This window comes from Shinella sp. (assembly GCF_035998705.1).
In the GTDB taxonomy this organism is placed as follows: domain Bacteria; phylum Pseudomonadota; class Alphaproteobacteria; order Rhizobiales; family Rhizobiaceae; genus Shinella.
Window position 1 is genome coordinate 427,881 of record NZ_DASYHH010000027.1, and the last position, 23,326, is coordinate 451,206.

Below are 23,326 nucleotides of genomic sequence, written 5' to 3' on the forward strand. Positions count from 1 at the left end.
TCACCATGCGATGGGCCGGCCGCCCATCGCCTCCAGATAGGAATTGCAGAGAAGGAAGGGATTTTCTCGGCCGAGCACCTTGTCGGCGAAGGCAGGATGCTCGCGCTGGACATGGGCGACATGGCCGGCCTGTCCTTCGCGAATGCCGGCCTCGGCAAGAATATCGGCCGCGGCGGCACCGAAACCCAGAAAGACGATCGGCTCGCCGCGCGCCAAGAGCATTTCGACAACGCGCGACATCAGAGGCCGCCAGAAAGGCAGGTGCCCGCGCGACTGGTGCGGATCGATATCGACGCGAAAGCGCGAAAGCGTCAGCGACGCGTTGAGCAGCAGCACGCACTCGCCCACCCAGCGGTCAGCAATCGCGCCGGGGGCTTCGAAGGGGCCGGCGGGGTCGCATAAAAGGCGCCGCACGTCCGGCCAGCGGCCGAAATCCTGCGCGAGGCCCTCGTCGCCCAGGCGCGCGGCTGCGATAAGCTGCATATAGGCGCGGATGCTCTTCGAGAACATCTTGTCCAGCTCGGTCCACTCGGCGAGGTTGCCGGCCTCGAAGGCGCGGCCCGTCGCGAAGCCCGGCTCCGGATAGGGATCCTGGCCGAGGATCATGCAGCGCACACCGTCCGGCGCAATACCATCGAACGCCGCCAGAGCATGCGCGCCCTTCGGCTGGCCGGGAAAGGTTTTGCCGCGACGCGCCGGGAAGATCGGCTCCCAGGCCTCGAATTCGAGGTCGGCATCGACACGGTCGAAATGATCGCCGACGGGTCCGAGCGCATCCCGCCAGGCATGCGGAAGATCGCTCTCCCAGCCGGCCAGCGTTTGCGCCATCGCCTCTCTCAGTCGTGCCGGCATGACGCCGCTCCCCTTTCGTTCGTTGAGGAGAGACTAGACAAAAGCTGACCAAAGTGTCAACTTTCGAAAACATAAAAAATGACTATAACGTCAGTTTTTCTTGACCAGGTCGTCAGCTTTTTGCAAGAGGGCGACGTGCTTGCATTTCGCCGGAAAACGCGGCAATTGCACAGGCGGGACCGCCGCCACGCATGATTGCCTGGCAAGAAGCGACGGCGAGATGGAGACGAGATCGCATGGCAAGGGCAGCACGAGATCCGGAGGAGCGCATCCGCGAACGCAACATGCGCCTCATCATCAAGGCCGGTATCGAGATATTCGCGCGCAAGGGCTTTGACGGCACGCGCATTGCCGAGATCGCCGAGGCCTCCGGCCTGCCCAAGGCCAATGTCTACTACTACTTCTCCTCCAAGGAGGAGATCTACACGGCCATCGTCGCGCATCTCATCGCCAGCTGGGACGACGCGCTGAAATATATCTCGCCCGAGCGCGAGCCGGCGGAGGCGCTCCGTCTCTATATCAAGGCGAAGCTCGATTACACGCGCAAGAACATTGCCGAATCCCGGCTCTTCGCCAGCGAGATCATCCAGGGTGCGCGGTTCCTGAAGAAGAAGGATCGCGAACATATGCGCCAGGTCACGGACGCGCATGTCGTGGTCGTGGAGGGCTGGATCGCGGCGGGCAAGATGCTGCCGGTCGATCCGCGCCACCTGTTCATCATGCTCTGGGCATCGACGCAGTTCTACGCCGATTTCGAACCCGTCGCCGCCGACGGCCTCAGGAAATCGCGCCTGAAGGCCGAGGATTATGAAAAAGCGGCAACGACGATCACCGAGACGATCCTGAAGGGCGTGCTGCCGAATCAAGGGCGCGGCTAGCATCGGAACCGGCCCGCATCGTACCGCTAATATACTCTATTCGATGGACTTTGCGGCAGAGAAGGTGCTTTACCGGGATCCATGCACCAACACAGGCGGCCGACTCGCCAGAGCCGACGGGCCAAAATCCAGCTGTCGACATCGGAATTGCAGGAATGAATGAAGCACGTCACCCGGGCGGAACGGTAACGGCGGCACCCGCTTTGTCCGAGCCGGAAAAGAACGTCATCATTGCAGGCGTTCTCCTCTCCATGCTGCTCGCCGCCCTCGACCAGACGATCGTGGCGCCCGCCATGCCGACGATCGGCAGGGCGCTCGGGCACAGCGACTACCTGCCCTGGATCGTCACGGGCTACCTCTTGACCGCGACCGCGATGGCGCCGCTTTACGGCAAGATTGCCGATGTGCATGGCCGGCGTCCGACGATCTTCGCCGCCATCATCCTCTTCCTCGTCGGATCGCTGATCAGCGCGCTGGCGCCCAACATGCTGACCCTGATCATCGGCCGCGCCATGCAGGGGCTCGGCGGCGGCGGTCTGTTCGCGTTGTCGCAAACGGTGATCGGCGACCTCGTTCCGCCCCGCGAACGCGCGCGGTACGCCGCCTGGATATCCGGAACCTGGGCGGTCGCCTGCATCGCCGGACCGCTGCTGGGCGGCACCTTCGCCGAGCATCTCCACTGGTCCCTGATCTTCTGGATCAACATTCCGCTCGGGCTGGCGGCAATGATGATCATCAACAACCCGCTGAAGAAGCTGCCCGCCATCACGCGCAAACACCGCATCGACGGCGCCGGCGCCGTCCTGCTCATCGTCGCGACGACGCTCCTGCTGCTCGCCCTCAACTGGGGCGGCAGCCGCTATTCCTGGGTCTCGCCCGTCATCGTCGGGCTGCTGGGCACTTCGATGGTCGTCTGGGCCATTTTCGCCCTGCGGCTGCGGCAGGCGACCGAACCGCTGATCTCGCTCGAGGTTCTCGGCAATCCGATCGTGCGCTACGGAACCCTGGCGATGTTCCTGGTGCAGGCCGCCAATGTCGGCCTTTCGGTCTATATTCCGGTCTATGTGCAGTCGTTCCACGGGCTTTCCGCCAGCGGCTCGGGCATCGCCCTGCTGGGCCTGCTGCTCGGCACCGTGCTCGGCGCGACGACCAGCGGGCGGACGATACCCCGTTTCACCCATTACAAGAGGATCGCGCTCGTCGGCGGCGTGATCAGCTTCCTCTGCCTGATCGTGCTGGCGTTTCTCGCCGGGCGCACGTCGCTGCTCGTGCTGGAAATCCTGACGGCGGGCGTGGGCTTCGGCACCGGCATGACATTCCCGGTCGCCACCGTCTCCGTCCAGAACGCGGTCGACCAGGCGCATCTCGGCGTCGCGACGGGCGTGCTGACGTTCCTGCGCTCGCTCGGCAGTGCGCTCGGCGTCGCGATCCTCGGCGCGATCGCCCTCGGCAACGGCCTGCCGCTCGGCGGCGAAGGCATCCAGACGGTGAGCGCCGGCGTCACATCGGCGTTGCCCTTCACCTATATTTTCCTCGCCTGCGCCCTCACCATGGCGCTGTCGCTCGTCATCTTCCACCTCATGCCGGAAAAGCGCCTGCGCGGTCGCGCCGAAGGCGAGATGCCGCCTGCCATCGAGTAAGGCGCCAGAGGAAGCCGGCGTTCACCAGCAGCAGAAACCGCCATCGACGAGCAGGTCGATACCCGTCACGTAGCTCGCCGCGTCGGACAGCAGGAAGACGGCGGGTCCGACCATCTCGTCGACGCTGGCCATGCGCTGCATCGGCGTCTGCTCCTCGAACAGTTTCGTCTGGTGCACCATTTCCGGCCGCGTGTTCATCGGCGTCGCGGTGTAGCCGGGGCTGATCGTGTTGACGCGGATGCCGCGGCCGACCCATTCCATCGCCATCGACTTGGTCATGTGGATGACGCCGGCCTTGGAGGCATTGTAGTGGCACTGGCTGAGGCCGCGGTTGACGATGACGCCGGACATGGAGGCGATGTTGACGATCGAGCCGCGGCCGGTCTTCAACATGGCGCGCGCTTCCGCCTGGCAGGAGAGGAAAACGCCCTTCAGGTTGATGTCCATCATCGTCTGGAACTGGTCTTCCGCCATCTCCTCCGCCGGATTGGCGTTGGCGATGCCGGCCGCATTGACCGCGAGCGTGAGCGGACCGAGTTCCGCCTCCGTGCGCGCGACCGCGTCGTTCAGCGCCGCACCACTGGTAACGTCGGCCGCAATCTGGATGCTGCGGCGCCCGACCTTCGCGATGAAATCGGCCGTGGAGGCAAGCCCATCATCGGTACGGCGGTCAAGCAGCGCGACATTCGCGCCGCACTGGGCAAGGCCCATGGCAATGCGCTGGCCTATGCCGCTGCCGGCACCCGTCACGAAGGCGACGTTTCCGGAGAGATCGAACAATTTCGGCGCGTTGAGGGTGATGTCAGACATGATGCTTTTCCTGTTCAAATCGTCGCCAGTTCCATGACCGAGACGTCGTTGGCGTCCTCGCGGTCCAGAATGCCGGCCTGCTTGCCCTGCGCCATGACCATGATGCGGCTGGACACGCCGAGCACTTCTTCGAGGTCGGAACTGACCACGATGACCGCGACGCCCGCGCGGGCGAGGTCCATGATGAGATCGTAGATCGACGAACGGGCACCGACATCGATGCCGCGCGTCGGCTCGTCGAGCACCACCACCTGCGGCTTGCGCGCCAGCCATTTGGCGAGCACCACCTTCTGCTGGTTGCCACCGGAGAGTTCACCCGCATTCTGCCCGCCGCGGCCCTTCACGCCGAAGCGCTTGATATAATCCTCGGCGAACTCGCGGATGCGGCGCGACGAGAGCCAGCCGTTGCGGGAAATCTCGCCGAGATTGGCATAGCCGATATTTTCCGCAATCGAATGTTCGAGCACAACACCCTGGAGCTTGCGGTCCTCCGGCACCAGCACGATACCGTTGCGGATCGCGTCGATCGGCGAGCGCGGCGTGACGGCCTTGCCGCGCAGCAGAACTTCGCCGCCGGAAATCGGATCGGCGCCGGTAATGGCGCGCACGAGTTCGGTGCGGCCGGCGCCCATGAGGCCGGCAATACCGAAGACCTCGCCCTTGCGGACGGAAAAACTGATGTTGCGAAACGTATTGGATGGCGATGTCAGGTTGCGCACCTCCAGCGTCACCTCCTCCGTCGGAGCGGGCAGCGTCGGGAACATGCGCTCCAGCGAGCGCCCGACCATGGCCTCGACGATGGTGCGCACCGGCACGTCGCCGCTGTCGAATTCCTGCACCTTGGCGCCATCGCGCATGACGACGATGCGGTCGGCGATTTGGCGGATCTCTTCGAGGCGATGCGAAATGTAGACGATGCCGACACCCTCAGCCTTCAGCCGTTCGATCTGCTGGAAGAGGAGCTGCGTCTCTTCCCCGCCGAGTGCCGCGGTCGGCTCGTCGAGAATGAGCAGGCGCGCGTTGAGCGTCAGTGCCTTGGCGATCTCGATGAGCTGCTGTTTCCCCGTCGAAAGCCCCTCGACGAGACGATCGGGCGAAATGTCGAGGCCGAGCCGCTTGAGGCCGCTCCTCGCCCGCTCTTCCATCGCCTTGCGGTCGATGCGGCCGGCCTTCATGGGATAGCGGCCGACGAAGACGTTTTCCGCGATGGAAAGTTTCGGCAGCAGCTTCAGTTCCTGGTGGATCATGCCCACGCCCTCGTCCATCGCGGCGCGCGGATTGGCGGGGGCATAGGGCTTGTCGAGCCAGGTCATCTCGCCCGCAGAAGGCTGCACGGTGCCGGAAATGATGTTCGACAGGGTCGATTTTCCGGCACCGTTTTCACCGAGCAGCGCCACGACCTCTCCCGGATGGATGTCGAGATCGACACCATGGAGAACCTTGACCGGACCGTAGGATTTCTGGATCCCACGGAGCGACAGGATGGGAGAGCGGGTCGTCATGGCGCTGCTGCCTTTCGTGTCCGGATTACGGATGGCTCTTGACGAATTCCGGCGCGTTGTCGCAGGTCGTCAGGACGGCATTCGGCGTCTGGCGCTCTTCGACCTTCTGGCCGGCGGCAACGGCCAGCGCGGATTCGACAGCGAGGACACCCATCTTCTGCGTGCTCTGCGTCGCGGTGGCGATGAACGGGCCGTTGCACTTGGCGAGGTATTCCAGCGCCGAGACGTCGCCGTCATAACCGCCGATGATCACCTTGTCCGAGAGGTTTGCGACGTCGACCGCCTTGGCCGCCCCCATGGCGAGACCATCGGCCTGGCCGAAGATGATCGTGATGTCCGGGTTCGCCTGCAGCATGTTCTGCGCGATCGTGAAGCCCTCGTCGGCCGACCACATGTTGCTCCACTGCTGGTCGACCAGCTCGATGCCCTTGTTCTCGTCGATGGCGCGCTTGCAGCCGGTGAAGCGATCGACTTCCGGCGTCGTGCCCTTCTGGCCGTGGATGATCGCCATCTTGCCCGATCCGCCGGCCTTCTCGATGATGTGCTTGCAGACCGCATAGGCGGATTCGACGCTCTCGCCGGCGATGAACGTGTCGCCCGGCGCGCCATCCGGAACGCGGTCGACATTGATCACCGGAATGCCGGCTTCGCGGGCAAGGCGCGTCGGCACGGCGGCGGCGGCGGCACCGGCGGGGATGTAGATGAAGGCGTCGATGCCCTGGGTCATCAGGTCCTGCACCTGGCTGACCTGCGTGGCCGTGTCGTTCTTCGCGTCGACGACGATGACCGTGAGGCCCTTTTCCTTGGCGTATTTTTCGACGCCGAGCTTGATCTGGTTGAAGAAGTCGGCCTGGAGGTTCGGGACGGCGAGGCCGATCGTCTTGACCTCCGCGGCGGCCGCGGGAGAGGCGAGGACCGCAGCCGCGGTTGCCGCCATCAGCAGTTTGGACAGTTTCATGGTTTCTCCTCCGAGTTTTCCCGGTGGGTTCCGTTTGCCGGAAACCACCTTCCCTTTTGCCGGTCCGCACCATTGCCGACCGTTTTCCGCACCCCGCCGCGTCGCCGCGGGGTGAAAATCGTTATTTCCGTTTGCGATAGGTTTCCGCCGTGACGGCGAGCACGATGACGGCGCCGATGATGACCTGCTGCATGAAGGGCGAGACGCTGAGCAGGTTGAGGCCGCTGCGCAGCACGCCGATGATGAGAACGCCGATGATGGTGCCGCCGATGCCACCGGTGCCGCCCGAAAGCGACGTGCCGCCGATGACGACCGCCGCGATGGCGTCGAGTTCATAGGAGACGCCCGAAGACGGCTGGACCGAGTCGAGGCGCGCGGCGAGCACCATGCCGGCAAGACCGGCGAGGAAGCTGCACACGACATAGACGAGCACCGTCGCGCGCTGGACATTGATGCCGGCAAGCCGGGCCACTTCCGCATTGCCGCCGATGGCGTAGAGCACGCGCCCGCCGTGGCGGTAGCGCTGGTAGATGAGGCCGAGGATGAAGACCACGATCATCACGGCGACGGTCAGCGTCAGGAAGCCGCCGAAACGCACGATCGCCATCATGTTGAACCAGGCCGGAAAGCCGATGATCTGCTGGCCGTCGGTGATCATGTTCGCAAGTCCACGCGCAATCGACATCATGGCAAGCGTCGCGATGAAGGCTGGCACGTTGAAACGCGTGATCAACAGACCCGCGACGAGCCCGTTCAGCGAGGCAGCGAGCAAAGCGAGCGGAATGGCGATCCCCATCGGCACGCCGGCCACGACATGGAGATAGCCGAGCACCATCATCGCCAGCGCCATGACGGAGCCCACCGCAAGGTCGATGCCGCCGATCAGGATGACCAGCGTCATGCCGACCGCCATGACGCCCAGCACCGTGATCTGGTCTAGCACGTTGAGGAAGTTGCGGATCGACAGGAACTTGTCCGTCGCAAACGTGAGGAAGAGGCACAGCACGATCAGGCCGATCAGCGGCCCGGTGGCCCCGCGCAGGGATGGCAGCAGCCCGCTCACGATGCCCTGTTTTTCCTTCGCTGCAACCAGCATGAACGCTCCTCCCGGTCAGCCGGCCACCCTGGATTGGCGGCGCGCATAAATATTCACTACGGTGTGTAAATTCGTATATGATCGATCCGGGTCCTGTCAATACGATCCCGCCAGCTAATTTTTGCGCCACCATCCGCGATTTCCGCTTGACTTGGCCGGTCTCCGTGCAAGTATATAGGCAACTGTATATTTATTCACAATGAGGGTTTCATGCAGCCGAACGATCTCGACCGCATCGCTCGCCAGATCCGCCTGCGCGATCTGCAAGCGGTTTTCGAAGCCGGCGCCGGCCATATCGGCGGAGAGATGTCCGCCATCGACATCCTGACCGCGCTCTATTTCCGCGTGCTGCGTATCTGGCCGGACCAGCCGAAGCATCCGGACCGCGACCGTTTCGTGCTGTCGAAGGGCCATGTGGCGCTGGCGCTCTACGTGACGCTCGCCAAGCGCGGCTTCATTCCGGAGGAAGAGATCGCGACGTTCCTGAAGCCGCATTCGCGCCTGAACGGCCATCCGAACTGCACCAAGGTTCCGGGCGTCGAGACCAATACCGGCCCGCTCGGCCATGGCCTGCCGGTCGCCGTCGGCATGGCCAAGGCTGCCAAGCTGACCGGTGCGACCTACCATACCTATGTGCTGACCGGTGACGGCGAGATGCAGGAGGGCTCGAACTGGGAGGCCATTTCGTCCGCCGCGCAGTTCGGCCTCGACAACCTGACGCTGATCATCGACCACAATCGCTTCCAGCAGGGCGCCACGCTGAAGGACACCAACAACATGGCGCCCTTCCCGGCCAAGCTCGAGGCCTTCGGCTGGGATGTCACCGAGATCAACGGCAATATCATGGACGAGATCGTGCCGGCGCTGGAAAAGCGCGGCAGCCGCCCGCACTGCATCGTCGCCCATACCAACAAGGGCCACGGCATTTCCTTCATGCAGGACACCGTCGACTGGCACCATAAGGTGCCGAATGCCGAGCAATACAAGATTGCCGTGGCTGAGCTTTCGGAGGCCCTGTGATGAATGCCGTGACACCTTCTGCCAAGCTGCACGATTGCCGCGACGCCTTCGTTTCCACGCTGGAGCGCCTCGGCGCGGACAATTCCAGGATCGTCGCCGTCTGCAACGATTCCGTGGGCTCGTCGAAGCTCGGCGGGTTCAAGGCGAAATGGCCGGAACGGCTGGTCAATGTCGGCATTGCCGAACAGAACATGGTGGGCGTGGGCGCCGGCCTTGCCAATGGCGGGCTGCTGCCCTTCGTCTGCGGCGCCGCCTGCTTCCTCACCGGCCGCTCGCTGGAGCAGATCAAGGCCGACATCGCCTATTCCAACGCCAATGTGAAGCTGATCGGCATTTCCTCCGGCATGGCGTACGGCGAGCTCGGCCCGACGCATCATTCCATCGAGGATTTTGCCTGGACCCGCGTGCTGCCGAACCTGCCCATCGTCGCGCCCTGCGATTCGATCGAGACGGCCGCCGCCGTGGAATGGGCCGCGCATTATGACGGGCCGGTGTTCCTGCGCCTCTCACGCGTCGGCGTGCCGGACCTGCTGCCGGCGGGCCACAAGTTCGAACTGGGCAAGGCCAACCTGCTGCGCGATGGCGATGCCATCACCCTCATCGCCAACGGCACCGTGACCCACCGCATCCTGAAGGCGGCCGAACTTCTGGCCGGGCAAGGCATCGAGGCCCGCGTGCTGAACATGGCGACGGTCCGCCCGATCGACGTCGAGGCCGTAGTGGCCGCCGCGCTCGAAACCGGCGCCATCCTGACGGCGGAGGAACATTCCACCATCGGCGGCCTGGGTTCGGCGATCGCCGAATATGTGGTGGCCGAAGCACCCGTGCCGATGAAGATCCTCGGGGTGCCCGGCATCTTCGCTCCCACTGGTTCGGCCGAGTTCCTGCTCGACGAATTCGGCATGTCGCCCGCGGCAATCGCCGAGGCGGCCATCGCTTTGATTGCACGCAAGTCTTCCCGCGCGTGATCGCGCCGGATTAGATGACGTGCCGGGCGCGGCAAGGCCTCCCTTTCGCCGCGCCCCCCATTTCTGCCTGCCGGAGCCGCCATGACGACCGCCATCCTCGCCATCGACCAGGGCACCACGAATTCCAAGGCCGTGCTCGTCTCCACGGCCGGCGAAATTCTGTCGCGCGGCGCTTCACCGGTCGGTATCGAGCACCCGCAGCCCGGCTGGGTCGAACAGAGCCCGCTGCGCATCTGGCAATCGGTCCAGGAAGCGATCGCCGCCTGCCTGCAAGCCGGCCCCACGGTCGACATCCTCGGCATCGCGATCTCCAACCAGCGCGAATCCGTCACCGTCTGGGATGCCGCGACCGGCGAACCGCTCGGCCCGGTGGTGAGCTGGCAATGCCGCCGCAGCGCGCCGGCCTGCGCCGAGCTGATCGCGGCCGGCCATGCGCCGCGCGTGCAGGCGCTCACCGGCCTTCCCATCGACCCGATGTTCCCCGGCCCCAAGATGAGGTGGCTGCTGGATCGCGTTCCCGCCGGAAAAACGGTCCGGCTCGGCACCATCGACGCCTGGCTCATCCATTGTTTCACGGATGGCGCAGTGCATGCCTGCGACGCCGCCAATGCCGCCCGCAGCCAGCTTTACGACCTCAACCGGCGGGCCTGGAGCGACGAACTCTGCGCCCTCTTCGGCGTGTCGAAATCCACCCTGCCCGAGGTGCGCGACAGCGCCTCCCGCTTCGGGGTGACGAAGAACGTGCCCGGCCTGAAAGACGGCATCCCGATCGCCTCCGCCATCGGCGACAGCCATGCCGCACTCTTCGGCCACGGCGCCTTCAATCCCGGCGACGGCAAGGTGACCTTCGGCACCGGCTCGTCGATCATGACGACGCTGCCCCGCTTCATCGCGCCCGAGCAGGGCATCACCACGACCATCGCCTGGTCGATCGGCGGCAAGCCGACCTATGCCTTCGAGGGCAATATCCTCGTCTCCGCGGCCGCCCTGCCCTGGATGGCCGAGATGCTCGGCCTGCCGGACGTGCAGGCCCTCACCGATCTTGCCGCGACCGCCCAGCCCCACGGTCCCGGCTTCGTGCCAGCCTTCGTCGGCCTCGGCGCGCCCTATTGGCAGGCCGATGCGCGGGCGCTGTTTTCCGGCATCACCTTCACCACCACCCGCGCCCAGATGGCGCGCGCGGTGACGGATTCCATGGCGTTCCAGGTGCATGACGTGTTCAAGGCCATGTCCGCGCAATCGCCGATGCCGCTCGGCCGCCTCTATGCCGATGGCGGGCCGAGCCGGAACACGTTCTTGATGCAATGCGTCGCTGACACGCTGAACCACGTCATCACGCAATGCGATGCGCCGGAAGCTTCAGCCCTTGGCGCCGCCTATCTCGCCGGCCTTTCGCTGGGTGTGTGGCCCGATCTTGCCGCCATCGCCGCCCTGCCGCGCGCCGGCAATGCCATCGTGCCGCGCAACACCGACACCGCGGATCGCCTTGCGGTCTGGCAGGACGCAATCTACCGCTCGACCGTTCCGGGTCCTTCAACTATGAGTGAATAAAAATTCACCACTGGAGGCTCCCATGGGACGGCTCAACGAGCTGCGACTGATCGCCCGCATCGCCCAGATGTACCATATCGAGGGCAAGCGGCAGGCGGAGATCGCCGAGACCATGCACATGTCGCAGGCCACCGTTTCGCGCATGCTGAAGCGGGCCGAGCAGGAAGACATCGTGCGCACCACGGTCATCCCCCCCGCCGGCACGTTCGCGGACCTCGAAAACGCGCTGCGCGAGCGCTACGGCCTGACGGAAGCCATCGTCATCGACTGTTCGGAAGACCGCGACGGCGCGATCATGGCCCGCATCGGCGAAGCCGCCGCCCACTTCCTCGAAGTCACGCTCCAGCAGGACGAGATCATCGGTGTCTCCAGCTGGAGCCAGACGATCCTGCGCATGGTGGACAACATCCACCCGCTGAAGAACGCCAAGGCCAAATATATCGCGCAGATCCTCGGCGGCATGGGTGACGCCTCGGTGCAGACCCATGCCACGCAGCTCACGGCGCGCCTTGCAAGGCTCACCGGCGGCGAGCCGCGGCTGCTCCTCGTGCAGGGCATCACTTCGTCGCGCGAGGCAAAACTCGTCATGCTGGCCGACCCGGTCGTGCGCGAGACGATGGACCTGTTCGGCCGCCTCAGCCTCGCCATCATCGGCATCGGCGCCGTCGAGCCGTCCGAACTGCTCGCCCGTTCCGGCAACACCTTCTCCCGCCAGGAAATGGCGATGCTGCACGAGGCGGGCGCGGTCGGCGAAATTTCCTACCGGTTCTACGACAGCCAGGGCAAGCCGGTCGAAACGCCGCTCAACGAGCGCGTGATCGGCATCTCGCTGGAAGACCTGCGCCGGACGAACCGCGTCATGGCGCTCGCGGGCGGCGAATCGAAAACCCAGGCCATCGCCGGCGCCCTGAAACTGGGCGTCATCGATGTGCTTGTCACCGACAAGTTCACAGCAGCGCGGCTGACGGCCTGATTTCAGCCGAAGGCCTGCTGCGCATTATGGAGAAGAGACCATGAGACGTTTTGCAGGCCAGACGGTTTTCGTCACCGGGGGCAACAAGGGCATCGGGCGCGGCATCGCCAAGCGCTTTGCGGAAGAAGGCGCGAAGGTCGCCATCGCCGCAATCGAGAAGGATACGGTCGAGGCGGTCGCGACGCTGGCAGAGGAAACCGGCGCCGAGGTGCTGGGTCTCGCGCTGGACGTGACCGACGCCAAGGCCGTGCAGGAAGCTTACGGCGAGGCTGAGGCGAAGCTCGGCGCCCTGTCCGTCTCCGTGCAGAATGCCGGCGTCATCACCATCGCCAAGGTCGAGAACCTCACCGAGCGCGAATGGGACCTCAACCTCGACGTCAACACCAAGGGCGTCTTCCTGTGCTGCCAGGAGGCGATCCGCCGCTTCCGCGCCAGCGGCACCAGGGGCCGCCTCGTCAACACCGCCTCCGGCCAGGCCCGCCAGGGCTTCATCTACACCCCCCACTATGCCGCCTCGAAATTCGGCGTGGTCGGCCTGACGCAGAGCCTCGCCAAGGAACTCGCCCGCGAAGGCATCACCGCCAATGCCATCTGCCCCGGCATCATCCACACCGAGATGTGGGACTATAACGACCGCGTCTGGGGCCAGATGCTCGGCGAATACGGTCCGGGCGAACTCTTGGCCGAATGGGTGGAAGGCATCCCCATGGGCCGCGCCGGCACGCCCGCCGAAGTCGCCGCCCTCGTCGCCTTCCTCGCATCGCCCGACGCCGCCTACATCACCGGGCAGACGATCAATGTGGACGGCGGGCTGATCATGTCCTGAGGCGCGATCACGGCGCCGGAACAAGCCGGAATTCGACGGGTTTGCCGCGGCGCTGGCAGCGAACCGCGTTGCGGTCCCTGTTGCTCTCTTCCAGCGCATAATGCATCGCGGCGTCCTCGCTGGCGAAAATGCCGCCGACGCGGCCGAGGCTGTCGTCGACGACCCACCAGCCGTGGCAATCGCGGCCGACGGTGAAGCGGGGTGGTTCTGTCCGGCTCGTTTCGCGAGGAGGACGCGGCTGTCTGGCATGGGGATGCATGGTTCTTCCTTTCGTCGATAGGGAGAGGTGGCTCAGGGATGCGGCAGGAAATGCTGGGCGAGCGCGGCAGCGGCGAGGATCAGGACCACGCGTAACACGAGCGCCGGCATCGGGAGTTCAGGCCGTGGCGACGGCATAGTGGTCGCGACAGCCTTAGGGTTCTTCCTCTTGCGTTTCATGGTGGCCTCCGGATCAACTTGCCTTGGCGAGCTGCGCCGCGCATTCGGGCAGGCCCGCCAGCGCATGGCGCACAGCCGCACCGGCAAGCGCTGAGACTGATACCAGCGGCAGCCGCACCGCTTCGTCCACGCCCAGCAAGGGCGCGAGACCGTGCTTGAGCATGACGGGGTCGGGCATATCGCCAAGGGCGGCGAAGAGCGGGGCGAGCCGGTCCTTCAGGTCGAGCGCGAGATCGACATTGCGGGTGCGCAGCGCCTGGTGGAGCGCGCTCGTCATGCGCGGGGCAAGGTTTGCGGCAGACGACAGCGTTCCGCAGCCGCCGAGCACGTTGAAGGCGAAGGCGGTCGCATCATGAGCGGAATAGAGCGCCAGCCGCTCGCGCAACGGCCGGTCGATCACGGCGAGCCGCGCAATGTCGCCGGAGGCGTCGATGAAGCCATGGATGCCGGGGATCTCGCCGAGTTCGCGAAGCGTTTCCGCCGTGACATCCGACCGGGTCGCGGCAGGATCGGCAAGAACCAGAACCGGAAGCGTGGTGGCCTCCGCAACGGCGCGCAGATGGGCGATGATGCCTTTCTGCGTCGGCTTGCTGTAATAGGGCGTCGTGACGACCAATCCGTCCGCGCCTTCCGCTTCCGCATCCAGCGCGAGGCCGATGGTGGTCTCCGTCGCATAGGTGCCGACAGCGGCCAGAACCGGAACGGCGAGGCCCGTCGCCCGGATCACCGTGGCAAGCACGGCACGGCGCTCCGCGCGACTGAGCGCGCCGCCCTCGCCGACCCTGCCGCAGACGGAGAGCCCCGAGACGCCGCTGGCGATCTGCCAGTGCACGAGCGCGGCAAGGCCGCCATGGTCCACGGTGTCTCCGCGGAAGGGCGTGACGAGGTCGCAGACCAATCCCTGCACGGGAAGACGACGCCGATAATCTGGCATGATGCAAATCCTTTCAGTGTTTTGCGGGACCTTCAGCCCGCCGGTCCGCCGCAACCAGGGCCGCCATGATGGCGGCCACAGGGTCGACATGAACGGCGACGGAGCGGGACGGCGCGGCCTCGCGGGAGAGAATGCGGGCGATCCAGTTGCCGTCGATGGATTGCAGGCGATCCAGATGGCGCCTCGGGCGGGCCGCATCGACCAGCGCGCGGCTCGCACCCTCCAGGTCGTCGCGCTCCATCAACGCCCGGAACTGCTGCCGGAAGGCGACATCGTCGCGTGCCTCGGCAAGCGAGGGCAAGGAGCGCAGGATTTCCCACAGGTGATGTTCACGCAGGCGCCGCGCGGCGCTGATCCGTCCCGCGAGTTCATCCGCGGCCGTCGATTGCCCCTCACCGCCCTGGGAGCGATGCGTGTCGGATGTGGAGGCCCTAGGCATGGAAGACACCGATCAAAACCACGATGGCGACGGCAAGCGCCAGGAGCGAAAGACGCATAGCGAGCGACGGGCTCTGCGGTCCCGCGCTGCCGTGATGAAAACGATGATGCATCCGCACGCGATGATGGAGAAAGATCATCCGCGTCGACAGCGGTGGAAGCGGGTGTTTCGGAAAATCGTTCCGCATGGCGGCACCTCACAAGAGATCGCAGTCATCGATTTCAGACTGCGATCTCAAGCTAGGCGCGCCGGCATAACTTCTCGATTGGGAAACGGGGCGGAACGAATAGGGATTTCATAAAGACGGCCGTAGCGCATCACACCCGCATGGCGTCGATGACGGCTCTCAGGCCCGCGGACATGTGCCGGCGCGTCGGGTAGTACAGATAGAGCCAATCTTCCGGCGGACACCATGCCTGCAGGCATTCGACCAGCCTGCCGCTTTCGACATAGGGCTTGGCGCGCGCCTCCCAGATATAGGCGAGCCCGATGCCGGCAAGGGCCGCTTCCACCATCAATTCGTGGTCATGCAATGCCAGCGGGCCGCGCGGTTCGACATCGATCGCCTCGCCGTCCCGCGCGAAAGACCACGGATAAAAAGCGCCGCTCGGATACATGTTGCGGATGCAGACATGGGCCGTCAGGTCAGCCGGCGTCTGGGGGATGGCCCTCGTTTCAAAGTAGCCGGGAGATCCCACCACGGCAAAGCGCAGCCGCGGCCGGATCTTGACGGCCACCATGCCTTCCCGAAGGCTCTCGCCCAGCCGAATGCCCGCATCGAACCCGTCCTCGACAATATCGACGAGCCGGTCGGTCGCGACGATTTCCAGCTCAAGTTTGGGATTGTTCCGGATCAGCTCGCCCATGACAGGTCCCAGCACGAAGGGTGCGATCGAATTGGGCGCATTGATGCGGACCTTGCCGAAGGGCGTGTCGCGGAACTGGTTGAGCGCATCGAGCGCCGAACCGATATCGCGCAGGGCCGGCGACAATTGCGCAAGAAGCATCGCGCCCGCATCGGTGGCGGAGACATTTCGCGTCGTGCGGTTCAGCAGGCGGATGCCGACGCGGGCCTCCAGATTGCTCACCGCATGGCTGATCGCCGAGGCGGTCACGCCGCGCTCCTCGCTTGCCTTTCGGAAGCTGCGATGGCGGGCGACGGCCTCGAAGGCTGCAAGTTCGGAAAGGTCGGTCGCGCGCATTGCTGAGCCACATTCATGATAATCGACAATATTATCTCGCTAATCGACGGAATGGCAAAGGCCTAAATTCATCTTGCCGGCCAACGGTGGCCGCTCAAATTCAAACCTGAGGTCATTCCCATGAAAACCTGGTTCATCACTGGCGCCTCGCGCGGCTTCGGCGCCCTCATCACGGAACGCGCGCTTGCCAAGGGCGACAACGTCGTCGCCACGGCGCGCAACCCCAAAGCCATCCTCGACCGCTTCGGCGACCATGCCAACCTGCTCGCGGTGGCGCTCGACGTCACCAACGAGAACCAGGCGATCGCCGCCGCCCATTCGGCCATCCAGCGCTTCGGCCGCATCGACGTCCTCTTGAACAATGCCGGCTTCGGCCTGCTCGGCGCCATCGAGGAGGCAACCGCGGCCGAAGTCGAGGCGATCTACCGCACCAACGTGTTCGGCCTCCTCAATGTCACACGCGCCGTCCTGCCGCACATGCGCAAGGCCCGTTCGGGCCGCATCCTTAACATCTCGTCGATCGGCGGGTATCGGGCAGGCGCCGGCTTCGGCGTCTATTCGTCGGCAAAGTTCGCCGTCGAGGGCCTCAGCGAATCGCTGCATGCCGAGCTCACCCCGCTCGGCATCCACGTCACTGCCGTGGAACCCGGATATTTCCGCACGGACTTCCTGGACGCCTCCTCGCTCTCCGTCAGCTCGCCCGTCATCGAAGATTATGATGGCACCGCGGGCGCCGTCCGGCGGCTGGCCGCCGAAGTGAGCCACAACCAGCCGGGCGATCCAGCGAAACTGGCGGATGTGCTGATCGACTTCGTCGACGCTCCCAATCCGCCGGTCCGCCTGCCGCTCGGCAGCGACACCGTCGCGGCGATCGAGAACAAACACACGTCCGACGCCGAGATCCTGGCAGCCTGGCGAAGCGTCTCCGTTTCAACCGACTTCGCAAAATAACGCCTGCCTTGACGGCATCGAAAAACGATCCCGCCGACACGCTTTCCATGGTCGGCGGGGCTGTAAGAGGCATTCCGGAGTGAGGGGATGCGGGCTGGACCTACAGCCTACCCTACGAAAACCTCGAGGCATTGAAGTCCAACCCGGACCTCAACGTGGTGGTCAACCCGTCCTTCGAAACGCTGTTCGGCCTCTATAACGTCAAGCGCGCGCCGCTCGACAAGATCAAGGTGCGCCAGGCCCTTTCGCTCGCCTTCCCCTATGACGATGTGATTTCGGCCGGAACCAGCGGCTTCGGCACGCGCGCCAAGGGCGTGGTGCCCGCCGGCATCTGGGGCCATGACGCAGCAGCACCCATCCCGAAGACCGATCTCGAAGCGGCCAGGGTACTGCTTGCCGAGGAGGGCATCGAGCCGGGTCTCGAACTGGTGATGACCTATTCGACGTCGCAGGCGATCGAGGCCTTCGGCGATGCGGTCAAACACCTGATCCTGCCGGCGCTGACGCTCGCCTCCTATCCTGCCGGCGTCGCCATGCGGCTGACGCGCTCGGCGATGATCGAGATCCTCGATTGCCGCCATATCGTCGCCGCGCGCGCGCTCGGCCTTTCCGAGCCGCGCATCCTGTTCGGCCACGCGCTGCCGAACGCCATGGGCCCGGCGCGGTGCTGGTCGAGATCATCTTCGCCTGGCCCGGCCTCGGCCGCTATGTCTCCGAAGCCATCCTCGTCAAGGATTTTCCGGTCATCGCCGCCGTCGTCTGCTGCCGGCGGAAAGCGGCGCCGTGCGGCTCGACGGCCAGGAGTGGCTCGCGCTGAAGGGCGATGCCTTGCGGCGGACCCGGCAAAGAATCGGGGTCGTTTCACAAAACCCCTTCCTGTCGCTGAGCCCGCGCCTCACGATCGCCGAGATCCTCGCCGAGCCCATGCTGGCCGCAGGCGAGCGGCACGGGCCCGCAATGCGGGCGAAGATCACCAGCCTCCTCTCCGATTGCGGCCTTCCGGCCGATTTCCTCGACCGGCGCGCCCGGGAACTCTCCGGCGGCCAGGCACAACGCGTGGCGATCGCCCGGGCGCTGGCGCTGGAACCCGGGCTCCTCATCCTCGACGAACCGACCTCCGCACTGGACGTCTCCGTACAGGCCCAGATCCTCAACCTGCTCGCCGACCTGAAGCAGAGCCGCGGCCTCTCGATGCTCTTCGTCACCCACAACCTGAAGGTCGTCGCCCACATTTCCGACACGCTGCTCGTCATGCGCCGCGGCGACGTCATCGAATTCGGCCGCACGCGAGACATCGTGCGCGCGCCGGCCGAGGCCTACACGCGCGAACTGCTGTCCTTCGGCCGCAATGCCGCGATCACCTAGTTGAGGCGTCAGTGCCTGGAGGCAATGGCTTTATGGTCATGCGGCCATAGGCGACGAGGCCGAAGCCGACGGCGTACATCAGCAATCCGAACAGCGCGGGCGGCACGGCGATTTCCGGCGAATTCATCACGGTGATCGCGAGCAGCATGCCGATAGCGGCGTTTCGGATGTTGATCGACAGGGCGACCGTCACCGTCTCGGGGCCGGACAGGCCGAGAATGCGCGAGCCGATAAAGCCGATTGCTATCGCACAGAAAACCAGGGCGATGACGGCGGGTCCGGCGCTGGCGAGGATTTCCGCCCAGCGGCCATAGACCGAAACACCGATGCCCACGATCAAGACCACCAGCACCACCCCGCCAAATGCGCCGACCAGCCTTTCGGCGCGCGCGGCATAGGCCGGGGCCTTGTGCCGGATGAACATGCCGACGATGACCGGCAGCAGGATGAGGCCGACCATGATGCCGATCGTGCGCAGCACGGGCAGATAGATGCGGGCGTCGCCATCGCTGAAGCGCTCGATCGCGAAATTCGCAAACAGCGGCAGCGTTGCAATCGTCACCAGGCTGCCAACGGCGCTCAACGCGATCGACAGCGCGACGTTTCCCCGCGCAAAATAGGAAAACAGGCTGGATGTGGTGCCGATCGGGCAGGCGGCGACGATAACGAGGCCGACCGCGATCTTCGGCGGCAGGCCCATCGATATGGCAACCAGCATGCTCGCCATCGGCACGAGCACGAGTGCGGCCACGACGCCCCAGACCAGCGCTTTCGGCCGCGTCACCACCCGCTGGAAATCGGTGGGCACGAGCGTCATGCCGATGCCGGTCATGATGATGAACACGGCGATCGGCAAACCGATATCGATCAGAGCGGACTGCTCCATCTTTTTTCCTTTTCACTGAGGCCGTTGATTGCGTCGAGCAGGATCGTAGCATTGTTCCATCGTCCCGCCAGAGGCAATCGATCCGGTTGCGCTGCGCACGCTCGTGACGGGACACCACAGTTCACAAACGCGTTGGGAACATGAAAAACAGTATCTATCGCTTGCCCAGGAGACGTCGGCAGGATACGCCCGTCGGCGCCGAGCAGCATGCACCGCAGAACCGAAAGTCACCCCATACCTATGACTGCCATAAAAACGACCGCCCATGATGGCGGCGACCCGGGAAAAGCCTGGCTCAAGATCCTCGCCGCCTACCGCAAGCCGAGTACGGGCCGCAGCGTGTTCGAACTGGCGGTGACGCTCATCCCGTTCGCGCTCCTCTGGGCCGGCGCATGGGCTTCGATGCATTTCGGCTTCTGGTTCGGATTGATCCTCATCGTCCCGGCCGCCGGCTTTCTCCTGCGCCTCTTCATGCTGCAACATGATTGCGGACACGGCTCACTGTTCGGCCGGCGCGGCCTGGATGACTGGACGGGCCGGGCGATCGGCGTTCTCACCCTGACGCCCTACGACTACTGGCGCCGCGCCCATTCGCAGCACCATGCCTCGGCAGGCAATCTCGATGAACGGGGCGTCGGTGATATTACCACCCTCACCGTCGAGGAATACAGGGCTCTGACGCCCCGGGGGCGGCTCGGCTACCGCCTCTATCGGCATCCCCTCGTCATGTTCGGGATAGGCCCTGCCTGGCTCTTTCTCTTCCAGCAGAGATTGCCGTTCGGCATGATGCGATCGGGCACATTGCCGTGGATTTCGACGATGGCGACGAATGCCGCTATCCTCGCGCTCGCGGCCCTCATTATCTGGTGCGTCGGAATCGTTCCGTTTCTGCTGATCCATCTGCCGATCGTGCTCATTGCCGGATCGGCCGGTGTCTGGCTGTTCTATGTCCAGCACCAGTTCGAGGACACCCACTGGTCGAAGCCGCCGGAATGGACGTTCCAGCACGCGGCCCTGCACGGCGCCTCGCACTACGATCTGCCACGCCCCTTGCGCTGGATGACCGGCAATATCGGGCTGCACCATATCCATCACCTCTCCAGCCGCGTCCCGTTCTACCGGCTGCCGGAGGTCATGCGCGATCACCCGGAACTGGGTGATCTGGGGCGCATCACGCTCAAGGACAGCTTGAAGTGTGTGAAGCTCATCCTTTGGGACGAAGCGTCCAAGAGGCTGGTGACGCTGCGCGAGGTGGAACCCGGGCTTCGGGCAACGGCATAGGCCCAAGCGTGCCGCGGGACGGAGAAATCCTCCCAAGGAGTGACGGGGGCCATCCCCTTCCGGGTGGATGGCGAGCGCGGTTGTCTTGCTTTAGGCCTGTTGCACGCCGGCGAGCGGCAAGGAGAGCGCCCCCATGAAATATGTCCGCATGCCCATCGAACTCGAATCGCCCGAGCAGCTCGGCTACGGCACGATCCGCTACAACCTCTCGGAAAGTTCTGTCGCCGACCGGCGTCTCGGCGACCTCAAGCTCGATCTCGACGATATCCTGTTGTGCTATGGAGACCATCGCGGCGCGCCGGACCTGCGCGGCCTGATCGCCGGCACGGGTGAAGGGCTTGTCGCGGACGACGTGCTGGTGACCGCGGGGGCTGCGGGCGCGCTGTTCATCATCTCGACCTCGATGCTCGAGGCCGGCGAACATATCGTCGTGGTACGGCCGAACTATGCCACCAACCTCGAAACGCCGCGCGCCATCGGCTGTGAACTCAGCCTCATCGACCTGACCTTCGAAGAGGGCTACCGGCTGGATCTCGGAAAAATCGAAGCGGCGATCCGGCCGGAGACGAAATACCTGTCGGTCACCTATCCGCACAATCCGACGGGCGTGATGCTGTCGCCCGCCGAACTTCGGGCCCTCGTCGGCCTGGTGGAGCGCAAGGGCATCTACCTGCTGTTCGACGAGACCTATCGCGAGATGACCTTCGGCCCGATGCTGCCGGTTGCCGCAAGCCTGTCGGATCGTGTGATCAGCGTCTCCTCGCTGTCGAAGACCTACGGGATTCCCGGCATCCGCATCGGCTGGCTGATCACCCGCGACGCCACGTTGATGGACACCTTCCTCGCCGCGCGCGAGCAGATCGGCATTTCCGGCAGCATGGTGGACGAATACATCGCCTACGTCGCCCTCAGCCAGCGCGACGAATGGCTGCGCTTCAACAATGCCCGCATCGCCAGCGCGTTTTCCATCGTCAAGGACTGGATCGAAACCGAGCCGCTGGTCGAGTGGGTCGAGCCGTCCGGCGGCTGCGTCTGCTTCCCGCGCATCGTGCCTTCCGCGAATGTCGACCTCGCGGCCTTCCACGACCGGCTCTATCGCGCGCACCACGCCTATGTCGGCCGCGGCCGCTGGTTCGAGCAGGACGACCGGCATTTCCGCATCGGCTATGCTTGGCCGACCGAGGACGAACTGCGCCTGGGCCTCGCCGCGATCTCCGCCGCGATCCGGGAGAGCCTCACAGATTGAGGCTGCGCAGAAAAGTGGAAAACAGCTCCTGCTGGGTCGAGAGATTGAGCTTTGCATAGAGCTTCTGCCGGTGGGTCTTCACCGTCGCGATCGCAATGCCGAGATGATAGCCGATCGACTCGGAGGAATGGCCCTTGAGGATGAGCAGGGCCACCTCACGCTCGCGCGGGCTCAGCAGGCCGCGGCCGAAATCGGTGAACAGGTGGTCGATGGGCCGCGACTGCGGAGCGGCGTCGCCGCGCGACAGATGGGCCCAAAGACGGCGGAAGATCGCGGCGATCAGGGCATGCGCCTCACGGAGCCGCGCGACGGACGCTTCGTCGAAACCACCTTCGCTGCGAATGCGCGACAGGCTGATTTCCGCCATCTCGCCACCGGGCAGGTCGATGGCAATGAGCAGTTCCTCCATGCCCTCCGGCCATCCATGCGTGCGGTATCCAAGCTCCTCGTCCTCATGGCGGCGGATATCGAGGCCGCGGTAGAGATCGGAAGCGAGGTAATTGTCGGGCGCGAGGTCCCGCATCAGATAGACGCCCGATGACAGGCCGCCGAGAAAAGCATTGTGGAACGGGTTCAGCACATAGGTACCGGCGATGAACAACGCGACGGCCCGCTTGGCGCGCGGACCGGAGAACGTGTCGAAGACATAGCTCGGCCCGCCATTGCGCCGGTGGACCACCGATAGCGCCAGATGAAACCGCGCGACCGAGCCGATCGCCGCCAGAAGCGCCGCGGCGGCGTCCGGCTGGTCATACCGGTCGAGAGCGTGCGCGAAGGGCGCTATCCAGCTGGCGGCAAGGGGTTCCGACATGGGGCCATCTGTCAAATTCCTGAGGGAAACCGGCTATTTGCCCGCATGGTTAGGGCATGGCGGCTTACGAGACAAGCCGCTCGATCACCGCCAGGGTCCGCTCGATCTCGTCCTCGCGATTGTAGTGGGTGATGCCGATGCGCACGATGCCCTCCTCCTCGGAAAGGCCGAGATGGCGGGCGGGCTCCAGCGCGTAATTGTGGCCCGACCAGACATTGATGTCCTCCGCCGCCAGCGCCTCGGCGAAGCGATGGGTCGAGACACCCTCATGGGTGAAGGAGATGGTCGGCACGCGATGGGCAAAGAGGTTCGGGTTGGCAATCCCCATCAGCCTGACACCGGGCAGCGCCGTCAGGCCGCCGATCAGCCGGCGGGTCAGGCCGGCCTCGTAAGCGTCGAAGGCCAGGTAGGCGCCCGCCATCCGTTCGCGCCGCGTGCCGGCATGGCCCGTCGCCTCGCCGGCCCAGGCCAGATAGTCGATCGTCGCGGTAAGGCCGGCGAGAAGCTCGGTCTGCGGCGTGCCGGTGCAGAAGCGGTCGGGAATATCGTCGCTTGCGCAGCGCACGCGGTGCGGCGGCAGCGACGGATTGCCTCGATCGGATAGGCGGTCATGGGCTACACTCTCTGCAAAACAGGTCTGTTTGCCCGTTTATCCCGCGCCGGGAGACCCCCCGCAATCCTCCTGAAAGAGGATGGGGC

General features: G+C 65.0%; 26 protein-coding genes and 1 pseudogene. 14 read left to right on the forward strand and 13 right to left on the reverse strand.

The features are described from left to right. A complete protein-coding gene (locus VGN93_RS25180) occupies positions 1-828 on the reverse strand; it encodes a uracil-DNA glycosylase (RefSeq protein WP_327510029.1) in 828 nt (275 codons plus the stop codon). 260 nt (positions 829-1,088) lie between these two features. On the opposite strand from VGN93_RS25180, the gene VGN93_RS25185 reads away from it, so the two are divergent. Both VGN93_RS25185 and VGN93_RS25190 read left to right on the forward strand, forming a co-directional pair. Continuing rightward, a complete protein-coding gene (locus tag VGN93_RS25185; RefSeq protein WP_327509718.1) occupies positions 1,089-1,730 on the forward strand; it encodes a TetR family transcriptional regulator C-terminal domain-containing protein in 642 nt (213 codons plus the stop codon). Positions 1,731-1,885: 155 nt separating this feature from the next. Next, the gene (locus VGN93_RS25190; RefSeq protein ID WP_327509719.1) at positions 1,886-3,370 is read left to right on the forward strand and encodes an MDR family MFS transporter; all 1,485 of its coding nucleotides are present in this window, start codon (positions 1,886-1,888) and stop codon (positions 3,368-3,370) included. A 21-nt stretch (positions 3,371-3,391) separates the two neighbouring features. On the opposite strand, the gene VGN93_RS25195 is transcribed toward VGN93_RS25190, so the two are convergent. From VGN93_RS25195 to VGN93_RS25210, 4 genes are all read right to left on the reverse strand, one after another. Next, positions 3,392-4,180 carry an SDR family oxidoreductase gene (locus VGN93_RS25195; RefSeq protein WP_327509721.1) on the reverse strand — a complete coding sequence of 263 codons (789 nt, stop codon included), beginning with the start codon at positions 4,178-4,180 and terminating at the stop codon, positions 3,392-3,394. 14 nt (positions 4,181-4,194) lie between these two features. Then, positions 4,195-5,682: a sugar ABC transporter ATP-binding protein gene (locus VGN93_RS25200; RefSeq protein ID WP_327509722.1), complete on the reverse strand. Its 1,488-nt coding sequence runs from the start codon at positions 5,680-5,682 to the stop codon at positions 4,195-4,197. A 25-nt stretch (positions 5,683-5,707) separates the two neighbouring features. Further along, the gene (locus tag VGN93_RS25205) at positions 5,708-6,640 is read right to left on the reverse strand and encodes a substrate-binding domain-containing protein (protein ID WP_319312716.1); all 933 of its coding nucleotides are present in this window, start codon (positions 6,638-6,640) and stop codon (positions 5,708-5,710) included. A gap of 121 nt (positions 6,641-6,761) precedes the next feature. After that, positions 6,762-7,736, reverse strand: a complete 975-nt coding sequence (locus tag VGN93_RS25210) for an ABC transporter permease (protein ID WP_327509723.1) — start codon at positions 7,734-7,736, stop codon at positions 6,762-6,764. A 210-nt stretch (positions 7,737-7,946) separates the two neighbouring features. On the opposite strand from VGN93_RS25210, the gene VGN93_RS25215 reads away from it, so the two are divergent. From VGN93_RS25215 to VGN93_RS25235, 5 genes are all read left to right on the forward strand, one after another. After that, positions 7,947-8,756, forward strand: coding sequence for a transketolase (locus tag VGN93_RS25215; RefSeq protein WP_327509724.1), 810 nt, complete (start codon positions 7,947-7,949; stop codon positions 8,754-8,756). Then, complete coding sequence (locus tag VGN93_RS25220) at positions 8,756-9,724, forward strand: transketolase family protein (protein ID WP_327509725.1); 969 nt, start codon at positions 8,756-8,758, stop codon at positions 9,722-9,724. The genes VGN93_RS25215 and VGN93_RS25220 overlap by 1 nt, the downstream gene beginning before the upstream one ends. 81 nt (positions 9,725-9,805) lie before the next feature. Continuing rightward, a complete protein-coding gene (locus VGN93_RS25225; protein WP_327509726.1) occupies positions 9,806-11,275 on the forward strand; it encodes an FGGY-family carbohydrate kinase in 1,470 nt (489 codons plus the stop codon). A 22-nt stretch (positions 11,276-11,297) separates the two neighbouring features. After that, positions 11,298-12,248, forward strand: coding sequence for a sugar-binding transcriptional regulator (locus tag VGN93_RS25230; RefSeq protein WP_256114877.1), 951 nt, complete (start codon positions 11,298-11,300; stop codon positions 12,246-12,248). Positions 12,249-12,288: 40 nt separating this feature from the next. Further along, positions 12,289-13,074: an SDR family oxidoreductase gene (locus tag VGN93_RS25235; protein WP_327509727.1), complete on the forward strand. Its 786-nt coding sequence runs from the start codon at positions 12,289-12,291 to the stop codon at positions 13,072-13,074. A gap of 7 nt (positions 13,075-13,081) precedes the next feature. On the opposite strand, the gene VGN93_RS25240 is transcribed toward VGN93_RS25235, so the two are convergent. From VGN93_RS25240 to VGN93_RS25255, 4 genes are read right to left on the reverse strand one after another with little or no spacing between them, the layout of a single operon-like run. Continuing rightward, a complete protein-coding gene (locus VGN93_RS25240; RefSeq protein ID WP_327509728.1) occupies positions 13,082-13,333 on the reverse strand; it encodes a hypothetical protein in 252 nt (83 codons plus the stop codon). A gap of 32 nt (positions 13,334-13,365) precedes the next feature. After that, on the reverse strand, positions 13,366-13,512 hold the full coding sequence (locus tag VGN93_RS25245) for a hypothetical protein (protein ID WP_327509729.1): 147 nt from the start codon (positions 13,510-13,512) through the stop codon (positions 13,366-13,368). 13 nt (positions 13,513-13,525) lie between these two features. Then, complete coding sequence (locus tag VGN93_RS25250) at positions 13,526-14,446, reverse strand: dihydrodipicolinate synthase family protein (RefSeq protein ID WP_327509730.1); 921 nt, start codon at positions 14,444-14,446, stop codon at positions 13,526-13,528. A gap of 13 nt (positions 14,447-14,459) precedes the next feature. Beyond that, positions 14,460-14,885, reverse strand: a complete 426-nt coding sequence (locus tag VGN93_RS25255) for a hypothetical protein (protein WP_327509731.1) — start codon at positions 14,883-14,885, stop codon at positions 14,460-14,462. Here VGN93_RS25255 and VGN93_RS25260 point away from each other — a divergent pair. Continuing rightward, positions 14,884-15,186 carry a hypothetical protein gene (locus tag VGN93_RS25260; protein ID WP_327509733.1) on the forward strand — a complete coding sequence of 101 codons (303 nt, stop codon included), beginning with the start codon at positions 14,884-14,886 and terminating at the stop codon, positions 15,184-15,186. The two genes, VGN93_RS25255 and VGN93_RS25260, sit on opposite strands and share 2 nt — an antisense overlap. A gap of 16 nt (positions 15,187-15,202) precedes the next feature. Here VGN93_RS25260 and VGN93_RS25265 read toward each other — a convergent pair whose 3' ends face one another. Continuing rightward, entirely contained in the window at positions 15,203-16,087 is an 885-nt protein-coding gene (locus VGN93_RS25265; protein WP_327509734.1) for a LysR family transcriptional regulator, read from the reverse strand. 120 nt (positions 16,088-16,207) lie between these two features. On the opposite strand from VGN93_RS25265, the gene VGN93_RS25270 reads away from it, so the two are divergent. From VGN93_RS25270 to VGN93_RS25285, 4 genes and pseudogenes are all read left to right on the forward strand, one after another. Next, positions 16,208-17,038 (forward strand): oxidoreductase, encoded by an 831-nt coding sequence (locus VGN93_RS25270; protein ID WP_327509736.1) that lies wholly within the window; start codon positions 16,208-16,210, stop codon positions 17,036-17,038. A gap of 131 nt (positions 17,039-17,169) precedes the next feature. After that, a pseudogene (locus tag VGN93_RS31350) lies at positions 17,170-17,640 on the forward strand (ABC transporter substrate-binding protein); the annotation flags it as partial. A 62-nt stretch (positions 17,641-17,702) separates the two neighbouring features. After that, a complete protein-coding gene (locus VGN93_RS25280) occupies positions 17,703-17,855 on the forward strand; it encodes a hypothetical protein (RefSeq protein ID WP_327509738.1) in 153 nt (50 codons plus the stop codon). Beyond that, positions 17,822-18,403 carry a dipeptide/oligopeptide/nickel ABC transporter ATP-binding protein gene (locus tag VGN93_RS25285; RefSeq protein ID WP_327509739.1) on the forward strand — a complete coding sequence of 194 codons (582 nt, stop codon included), beginning with the start codon at positions 17,822-17,824 and terminating at the stop codon, positions 18,401-18,403. Before VGN93_RS25280 ends, VGN93_RS25285 begins: the two co-directional genes overlap by 34 nt. Here the strand turns inward: VGN93_RS25285 and VGN93_RS25290 are convergent. Beyond that, positions 18,396-19,289 carry a bile acid:sodium symporter family protein gene (locus VGN93_RS25290; RefSeq protein ID WP_327509740.1) on the reverse strand — a complete coding sequence of 298 codons (894 nt, stop codon included), beginning with the start codon at positions 19,287-19,289 and terminating at the stop codon, positions 18,396-18,398. The two genes, VGN93_RS25285 and VGN93_RS25290, sit on opposite strands and share 8 nt — an antisense overlap. 240 nt (positions 19,290-19,529) lie before the next feature. Between VGN93_RS25290 and VGN93_RS25295 the strand changes: the two genes are divergently transcribed. Together VGN93_RS25295 and VGN93_RS25300 are read left to right on the forward strand one after the other, a co-directional pair. Continuing rightward, a complete protein-coding gene (locus VGN93_RS25295) occupies positions 19,530-20,570 on the forward strand; it encodes a fatty acid desaturase (RefSeq protein WP_327510030.1) in 1,041 nt (346 codons plus the stop codon). Between the two features lie 133 nt (positions 20,571-20,703). Further along, positions 20,704-21,816: a pyridoxal phosphate-dependent aminotransferase gene (locus VGN93_RS25300; protein WP_327509741.1), complete on the forward strand. Its 1,113-nt coding sequence runs from the start codon at positions 20,704-20,706 to the stop codon at positions 21,814-21,816. On the opposite strand, the gene VGN93_RS25305 is transcribed toward VGN93_RS25300, so the two are convergent. Both VGN93_RS25305 and VGN93_RS25310 read right to left on the reverse strand, forming a co-directional pair. Continuing rightward, positions 21,806-22,627, reverse strand: a complete 822-nt coding sequence (locus VGN93_RS25305) for a helix-turn-helix transcriptional regulator (RefSeq protein ID WP_327509742.1) — start codon at positions 22,625-22,627, stop codon at positions 21,806-21,808. The genes VGN93_RS25300 and VGN93_RS25305 overlap by 11 nt on opposite strands. 64 nt (positions 22,628-22,691) lie before the next feature. Then, complete coding sequence (locus tag VGN93_RS25310; protein ID WP_327509743.1) at positions 22,692-23,192, reverse strand: aminotransferase class V-fold PLP-dependent enzyme; 501 nt, start codon at positions 23,190-23,192, stop codon at positions 22,692-22,694. Between the last annotated feature and the right edge of the window lie 134 nt (positions 23,193-23,326).